6 protein-coding genes are annotated in these 7,326 nt (G+C 60.9%); 3 read left to right on the top strand and 3 right to left on the bottom strand.

Annotated features, from left to right (window positions below; all coding sequences use genetic code 11):
• The first annotated feature begins 498 nt into the window (after positions 1-498).
• The gene (gene groES / locus ACESMT_RS04335) at positions 499-789 is read left to right on the top strand and encodes a co-chaperone GroES (RefSeq protein WP_096667046.1); all 291 of its coding nucleotides are present in this window, start codon (positions 499-501) and stop codon (positions 787-789) included.
• 48 nt (positions 790-837) lie between these two features.
• Positions 838-2,490 carry a chaperonin GroEL gene (gene groL, locus ACESMT_RS04330; RefSeq protein ID WP_372825343.1) on the top strand — a complete coding sequence of 551 codons (1,653 nt, stop codon included), beginning with the start codon at positions 838-840 and terminating at the stop codon, positions 2,488-2,490.
• A 183-nt stretch (positions 2,491-2,673) separates the two neighbouring features.
• Here the strand turns inward: groL and ACESMT_RS04325 are convergent, their stop codons facing one another.
• The 3 genes from ACESMT_RS04325 to tal all read right to left on the bottom strand — a co-directional run bounded on the left by ACESMT_RS04325 (position 2,674) and on the right by tal (position 5,671).
• Positions 2,674-2,985, bottom strand: coding sequence for a DUF805 domain-containing protein (locus ACESMT_RS04325; protein ID WP_372825342.1), 312 nt, complete (start codon positions 2,983-2,985; stop codon positions 2,674-2,676).
• Positions 2,986-3,068: 83 nt separating this feature from the next.
• A complete protein-coding gene (gene pgi, locus ACESMT_RS04320; RefSeq protein WP_372825341.1) occupies positions 3,069-4,712 on the bottom strand; it encodes a glucose-6-phosphate isomerase in 1,644 nt (547 codons plus the stop codon).
• Positions 4,713-4,720: 8 nt separating this feature from the next.
• Complete coding sequence (gene tal, locus ACESMT_RS04315) at positions 4,721-5,671, bottom strand: transaldolase (RefSeq protein ID WP_372825340.1); 951 nt, start codon at positions 5,669-5,671, stop codon at positions 4,721-4,723.
• A 104-nt stretch (positions 5,672-5,775) separates the two neighbouring features.
• On the opposite strand from tal, the gene zwf reads away from it, so the two are divergent.
• Positions 5,776-7,242, top strand: a complete 1,467-nt coding sequence (zwf, locus tag ACESMT_RS04310) for a glucose-6-phosphate dehydrogenase (RefSeq protein ID WP_372825339.1) — start codon at positions 5,776-5,778, stop codon at positions 7,240-7,242.
• The last annotated feature ends 84 nt before the right edge of the window (positions 7,243-7,326 follow it).

Here is a 7,326-nt window from a genome sequence, read left to right as displayed (position 1 = left end):
CGGGCGCTTGTTTATCGCCCGCCGCGCTGGCGTTGACCAAAAACGGCCACGTAGTTCGCACCGGCCCGCCGCGCGCAGTGACGGATACCTTGAGGTCACCAGCGGCTGGGTGACTGGAACGCACTCCCGGCTGGCTGCTTGACATGTCGATTACAAACTGGTTCATAAATCCCCCGAGGTTGGGCTGGCTGCCCGGAAATGAAGCTTCAGGTCACTTTAGATGGGTTATTGGGCGGCAGATGTCAGACGGTGGCGAGTCCTTTGTAGGACACGCCGTTCTGGTTTCCCCTGAGCCAGGCTCGATCCGAGGCCCTGATCCAGGTCGCAACCCGCCGTTTTTGTGGCTCCGGACTTGAAACCGTCCCGAAACAGCCTTATGATTAGCACTCGATGGTATTGAGTGCTAACAATGTCTCGCGCCACCTCGTTCACAGCACCCGCGTTCCGCGCTGGTGCTTTTTGATTCCAAAACCACTGTTTCAAAATCAGGAGCTATCCATGAAACTTCGTCCCCTGCACGACCGTGTGATCGTCAAACGTGTTGAAAACGAAACCAAAACCGCCTCCGGCATCGTCATTCCTGACAGCGCCGCGGAAAAGCCTGATCAGGGCGAAGTGCTGGCCGTTGGTCCTGGCAAGAAGAACGACAAAGGCGAAATCAGCGCCATGGCCGTCAAGGTTGGCGATCGTGTTTTGTTCGGCAAATACAGCGGCCAGACTGTCAAGGTCGACGGCGACGAGCTGCTGGTCATGAAAGAAGACGATTTATTTGCAGTGGTCGAGAAGTAATTTCTCCCACGCCCCCAACCCCTATTAACTGAATCTGGAGAATTAAACATGGCAGCAAAAGACGTCATTTTCGGCGGCGAAGCCCGCGCACGCATGGTCGAGGGTGTGAACATCCTGGCCAACGCCGTCAAGGTTACCCTGGGCCCCAAAGGCCGTAATGTGGTGCTGGAGCGCTCTTTCGGCGCCCCCACCGTGACCAAGGACGGTGTGTCCGTCGCCAAGGAAATCGAACTCAAGGACAAGCTGCAGAACATGGGCGCGCAGATGGTCAAGGAAGTTGCTTCCAAGACCTCCGACATCGCTGGTGACGGCACCACGACCGCTACCGTTCTGGCACAAGCCATCGTCCGCGAAGGCATGAAATATGTCGCCGCCGGCATGAACCCGATGGACCTGAAGCGCGGCATCGACAAGGCTGTGACGGCTCTGGTTGAAGAGCTGAAAAAAGCTTCCAAGCCCACCACCACCAGCAAGGAAATTGCCCAGGTCGGCACCATCTCCGCCAACAGCGACGAAGAAGTCGGCAAGATCATCGCTGAAGCGATGGACAAAGTCGGTAAAGAAGGCGTCATCACCGTGGAAGACGGCAAGTCGCTCAACAGCGAACTCGACGTGGTTGAAGGCATGCAGTTTGACCGCGGCTACCTGTCGCCTTACTTCATCAATAACCCAGAGAAGCAATCCGCGATTCTGGACAACCCGTTTGTGCTGCTCTACGACAAGAAAATCAGCAACATCCGTGACCTGCTGCCTACCCTGGAGCAAGTCGCCAAGTCCAGCCGTCCGCTGCTGATCATCTCGGAAGACGTCGAAGGCGAAGCCCTGGCTACGCTGGTGGTCAACACCATCCGCGGCATCCTGAAAGTGGTCGCCGTCAAAGCCCCTGGTTTTGGCGATCGCCGCAAAGCCATGCTGGAAGACATCGCCACACTGACCGGCGGCAAGGTCATCGCTGAAGAAGTGGGCCTGACCCTCGAAAAAGTGACGCTGGCCGACCTCGGCCAGGCCAAGCGCATCGAAGTGGGCAAGGAAAACACCATCATCATCGACGGTGCCGGTGCCGCAGCTGACATCGAAGCCCGCGTCAAGCAGGTTCGTGTCCAGATCGAAGAAGCTACTTCCGACTACGACCGCGAAAAACTGCAGGAGCGTGTTGCGAAACTCGCCGGTGGCGTGGCCGTGATCAAGGTGGGCGCTGCCACCGAAGTCGAAATGAAAGAGAAAAAAGCCCGTGTGGAAGACGCCCTGCACGCGACCCGCGCTGCTGTGGAAGAAGGCATTGTGGCTGGTGGTGGCGTGGCTCTGCTGCGCGCCAAACAGTCTGCTGGCGTCATCAAGGGTGACAACGCTGACCAGGACGCCGGCATCAAGCTGATCATGCGTGCCATCGAAGAGCCGCTGCGCATCATCGTCGCCAACGCTGGCGAAGAGCCAAGCGTGGTGGTCAATGCGGTGCTGGCCGGTAAAGGCAACTACGGCTACAACGCCCAGAACGGCCAGTATGGCGACATGATCGACATGGGCATTCTGGACCCCACCAAGGTGACCCGTACTGCCCTGCAAAATGCAGCGTCTGTGTCCTCGCTGATGTTGACGACCGAGTGCATGGTGGCTGAGGCTCCGAAAGACGAGTCTGGTGCCGGCGGTGGCATGCCTGGTGGTATGGGTGGTATGGGCGGCATGGGCGACATGGGCATGTAAGGTGGTCCTTGCCTGAGGGCTGATCGCCGCGTTGCGGGGTCTTGCCGTACCTTTGGTACTGTCTACGACCCCGCGCCTTGCGCTAAGCCCTCATGCTGCGTCCGGCGGCTTTTCGAGTAACCGGCACAAACAGAAAAACCCGCAGGGCTCACGCCCTGCGGGTTTTTTCTTGCGCGCCTGAATTCAGGCAGGCTCGTCGCTTTTGCCGGGCTGAACCCACCAGTAAATCAGCAGCAGGAAACCGATGACAGTCAGCATGATTAGTTGCCACCATCCGCTTTTTCCGATGTCGTGCAGGCGGCGCGCGCCGACGGCGAGGGCGGGCAGCAGCAGCGCCAGTGACACCAGGCTGGCCGCGAAGTCACCCAACATCGAGGCGGCAACCGACACCAGGATCTGAAACAGGAAGAACCACCAGAATTCAGGCCGCGATGCGCGTCCTGAAAAAGTGGCGTATTTGGACAGACAGGTCGAGATGGCTTGGCCAAAGTTCATGGTTTTCTCCTCCTCCGGAGTATGCAAGGGCAAATTCCCCGCGCCATGATATGCGACCAGCACGACAAAAGGCTGGAGCGCTCTTAACGCAAGCGCGTCAGCAACCCTGCCGTCGAACCGTCGAGCCCTGACAGGTCGCCACTTTGCAGCCGCGGTTCGATGTCTTTGGCCAGCACCTTGCCGAGTTCCACGCCCCACTGGTCAAAGCTGTTGATGCCCCAGATGGCGCCGCTGACAAACACCCGGTGCTCCTGCAAGGCAATCAGCGCGCCCAGGCTGGCAGGGTTCAGTTCTTCCAGCAAGAGGAAAGTGCTGGGACGGTTGCCGGGGAAATGTTTGTGTCCACCGCCAAATATCATGCCCCCACGCTCGCCCACGGCGTGTGGCTCGCTGCCCCCCGAGGGGGCTGCGTCGCCTGGGGACGGCCCGGCGGCGCCGCTCTTGCCCTGCATCAACGCCTGGGCCTGGGCGAGCACGTTGGCCAGCAACTTGTCGTTGTGCCCCGGAAGGCTATGCCCGGCTTTTTTGACTGCGACAAATTCCACAGGTATCACATCAGTGCCTTGATGCAGCATCTGGAAGTAAGCGTGCTGGCCGTTGGTGCCGGGTTCGCCCCAGAGCACCGGCGCGGTCGCAAACGGCAGCGCCTGCCCGTCCGCATCGACACGTTTGCCGTTGCTCTCCATCTCGAGCTGCTGCAGGTACGCTGGCAGGCGGCGCAAGGCGCTGCTGTAGGGCGCGATGCTGCGGCTGGTAAAGCCATGGAAATTGCGGTACCAGATGTCCAGCAAACCCAGGCGAACCGGCAGGTTCTGCGCCAGCGGTTGCCTGCGGAAATGTTCGTCCATCGCATGGGCGCCGGCCAGCAGTTCCCGAAAGCCCTGTGCGCCTATCGCTATCGCCAATGGCAGGCCAATCGCCGACCACAGCGAATAACGCCCACCCACCCAGTCCCAGAAGCCGAAGGTGGTGGTGATGCCAAAAGCCTTGGCCGCTGTCACGTTGGTGGTCAGCGCGGCGAAGTGCCTCGCAATGTCCTGGCCACCCTGCGCTTCAAACCAGTGTCTGGCCGAAGCAGCATTGGTCATGGTCTCGGTGGTCGTGAAGGTTTTTGACGCGATCAGAAACAGGGTGTTCTGCGGCTTGATTTGTGCCAGCACACCGGCCAGCTCCTGGCCGTCAACGTTGGAGACGAAATGCAGCCGCTTGCCCCGCTGCCGGAATTCTTCCAGCGCCAGCACGGCCATCTGCGGGCCGAGGTCGGAGCCGCCTATGCCGATATTCACAATGTCGGTAATGGCCTCATCCTGCCTGACCTGCTCGGCGTAGGCCAGCATGGCATCCAGCGTTTCATGCACCTGGGCGAGTTGGATTGCTATGCTTTCAGTAGCTGCTTGCGCCCGCGCAGAAAGGGCTGAAGCCGGATTTCTCAATAGAAAATGCATGACCGCCCGGTTTTCAGTGCGGTTGATCCTTTCCCCGGCAAACATGGCATCGCGGTCGCTCTCCAGGCCGCATTCTCTCGCCAGGTCCAGCAACATGGACTGGGTCGCCGCGTCGATCAGGTTTTTAGACAGGTCGGCAAACACATAAGGCGCGTCCTGGCTGAAGTCAGAAAACCGGTGCGGGTTGGCGGCAAAGGCCTCGCGCAGGTCGAAGGGTTTGCCGGTCCCCGCGTACTGCACCTGCAGCGCCGCCCAGGCGGGTGTACGGTCACAGCGGATCATGGCTTTACTCATGCGGCGGCCAGCATCAATTGCTCGAGCTTGACCGCGTCGGCCGCAAACGCGCGTATGCCCTCGGCGAGTTTCTCGGTGGCCATCGCGTCTTCGTTGAGAGCGTAGCGGAAGGTCACCTCGTCAAAGTTGGCGGCGGACAGGTCCAGCGCCTGCGCGGCTTTGGCATCCAGCGCGCGCTGCAGCGGCGCATCGCTGGCCGCCAGCTGCGCCAGCAGCTCGGGGCTGATGGTCAGCAGGTCGCAGCCGGCCAGCGCAGTGATCTGCCCGATATTGCGAAAACTCGCACCCATCACCTCGGTGGCGATGCCGAAATGTTTGTAATGGTTGTATATCTCCCGCACGGACTGCACGCCGGGATCGTTGGCACCGGACTTGGCGGCTTCATTCCATGCGGCGCCACCCGATTTTTTGTACCAGTCGTAAATGCGCCCCACAAAAGGCGAGATCAGCTGGACCTTGGCCTGGCCGCAGGCCACGGCCTGACAAAACGAAAACAGCAGCGTCAAGTTGGTGTGGATGCCACGGTCTTCGAGGCGCCGCGCGGCCTCTATGCCTTCCCAGGTGGCGGCCACCTTGATCAGCACCCGGTCGATGTGGATGCCTTCGGCCTCATACAGCTCGATGATGCGTTCGCCGCGCGTGAAGGTCGCGTTGCTGTCAAAGCTCAGGCGCGCATCCACCTCGGTCGAGACACGGCCCGGGATGATGGACAGGATTTCGCAGCCAAAACGCACCAGCAGGCGGTCCATGGTTTCGTCCAGCGCCCGTCCGCGGAACTTTGATATGGTGTCGGCCAGCAGCGGCTGGTAGTCGGGCTTTTGCACCGCCTTGAGGATCAGCGAGGGGTTGGTGGTCGCATCCTGCGGTTTGAAGGCATCGAGCTGTTTGAAATCGCCCGTGTCGGCAACCACTGTAGTGAACTGTTTAAGCGCGTCGAGTTGGTTCATGGTCGAAGTGTAGATGGGCAGGTGCAGGAGGCGCTGTCGGAGGACACCCCGATTGAGTTACGATTATGCGCAGAGACTATGAAACTTTATTACATTGCCCCATTATGAGCTTTGACCTGGTTTTGTTCGGCGGCACGGGCGACCTCACCTGGCGCAAGTTGATGCCGGCCTTGTTTCAGGCTTTCCGGCACGGCTCGCTACCGCCCGATGGTCGCATCATCGGCGTGGGGCGCGACACCATGAGCGACGACCAGTACCGCGCCCTGATCCAGTCGCGGTTTGGCCAGGTGGAACTGGCCAAACGTCCCAGCGCGGACGAGTTCGAGCGGTTTGCCGCCCTGCTGCACTACCTGCCCATGGATTTATCCCGCCCAGCCGACTACGCGCGGCTGGCCGACACGCTCAAGGCCCGCCAGGCCCAGACCGTGGTGATGTACCTGGCCACCGCGCCGGCTCTGTTCACCGGCATCTGCGAAAACATGGCCGCCGTGGGGCTCAACGGCCCGCAGACCCGTGTGGTGCTGGAAAAACCGCTGGGCCACGACCTCGCCTCCAACCGCGCCATCAACGAAGCGGTGCTGCGCGTGCTGCCGGAAGACCAGATCTTTCGCATCGACCACTATCTGGGCAAACCTTCGGTGCAAAACCTGTTTGCCATGCGCTTTGGCAATTCGCTGTTTGAACCGCTGTGGCGCCGAGAGACGATTGCCAATATCCAGATCACAATTGCCGAGGAGCTCGGCGTTGAAAAGCGCGGCGCGTTTTATGACAGCACTGGTGCGCTGCGCGACATGGTGCAAAACCATGCGCTACAGCTGCTCTGTGCCATCGGCATGGAGCCGCCCATCAACGCCCACGCCGACGCCATCCGCGACGAAAAGCTCAAGGTGCTGCGCTCGCTCAAGCCCTGGACACCGGAGACGCTCAAATACCACGTGATCCGCGGCCAGTACGCGGCTGGCAGCATCAATGGCGACGCCGTGGCCGGCTACACGCAGGAAAGCGGCGTCAACCCCGAAAGCCAGACCGAGACCTACGTCGCATTGCGCACCGAAATCGCCAACTGGCGATGGGCCGGGGTGCCCTTCTACATACGAACCGGAAAACGTCTGGCCGACCGGGACGCGCACATTGAGGTGAACTTCCGACCCGCGCCACATGCGATTTTCAAGTGGCCACACGGTGCGGGCAATCGGCTGGTGATCAACCTGCAACCCAAGGACGGGCTGGAGCTGCACCTGTTCGCGCACGGCCAGGACAACCGGTCCGGCGCAGGCGCGTCCAGCCAGACGCTGGCGCCAGTGCAACTGGACCTGGACTTTGACAAGCGGTTCGGCACCGAGCGGGTCGGCGCCTATGAGCGCCTGCTGCTCGACGTGATCAACGGCCGGCTGAACCTGTTTGTGCGCAGCGACGAACAGGAAGAAGCCTGGCGCTGGGTCGAACCGATCCTGGACACCTGGCAACAAGACAGCGCGGGGCCACGACCCTACGCCGCCGGCACCTGGGGGCCAAGCGCCTCCAGCGCGATGATTGCTCGGGATGACTACTGCTGGAGCGAGGAGTGTTAGCCCCCACGCTTGTCGCTTCGCGTACTGCGCTGCACCTTGCAGGCCGCCGCTCGCCGGAGGCGTCGCTTCTGACGCCTGTCCAAA

Source organism: Polaromonas sp. (assembly GCF_041689105.1).
In the GTDB taxonomy this organism is placed as follows: domain Bacteria; phylum Pseudomonadota; class Gammaproteobacteria; order Burkholderiales; family Burkholderiaceae_C; genus Polaromonas.
Note: the sequence above shows the minus strand (reverse complement) of the source record. Positions and strands in the feature narration are given on the sequence as shown.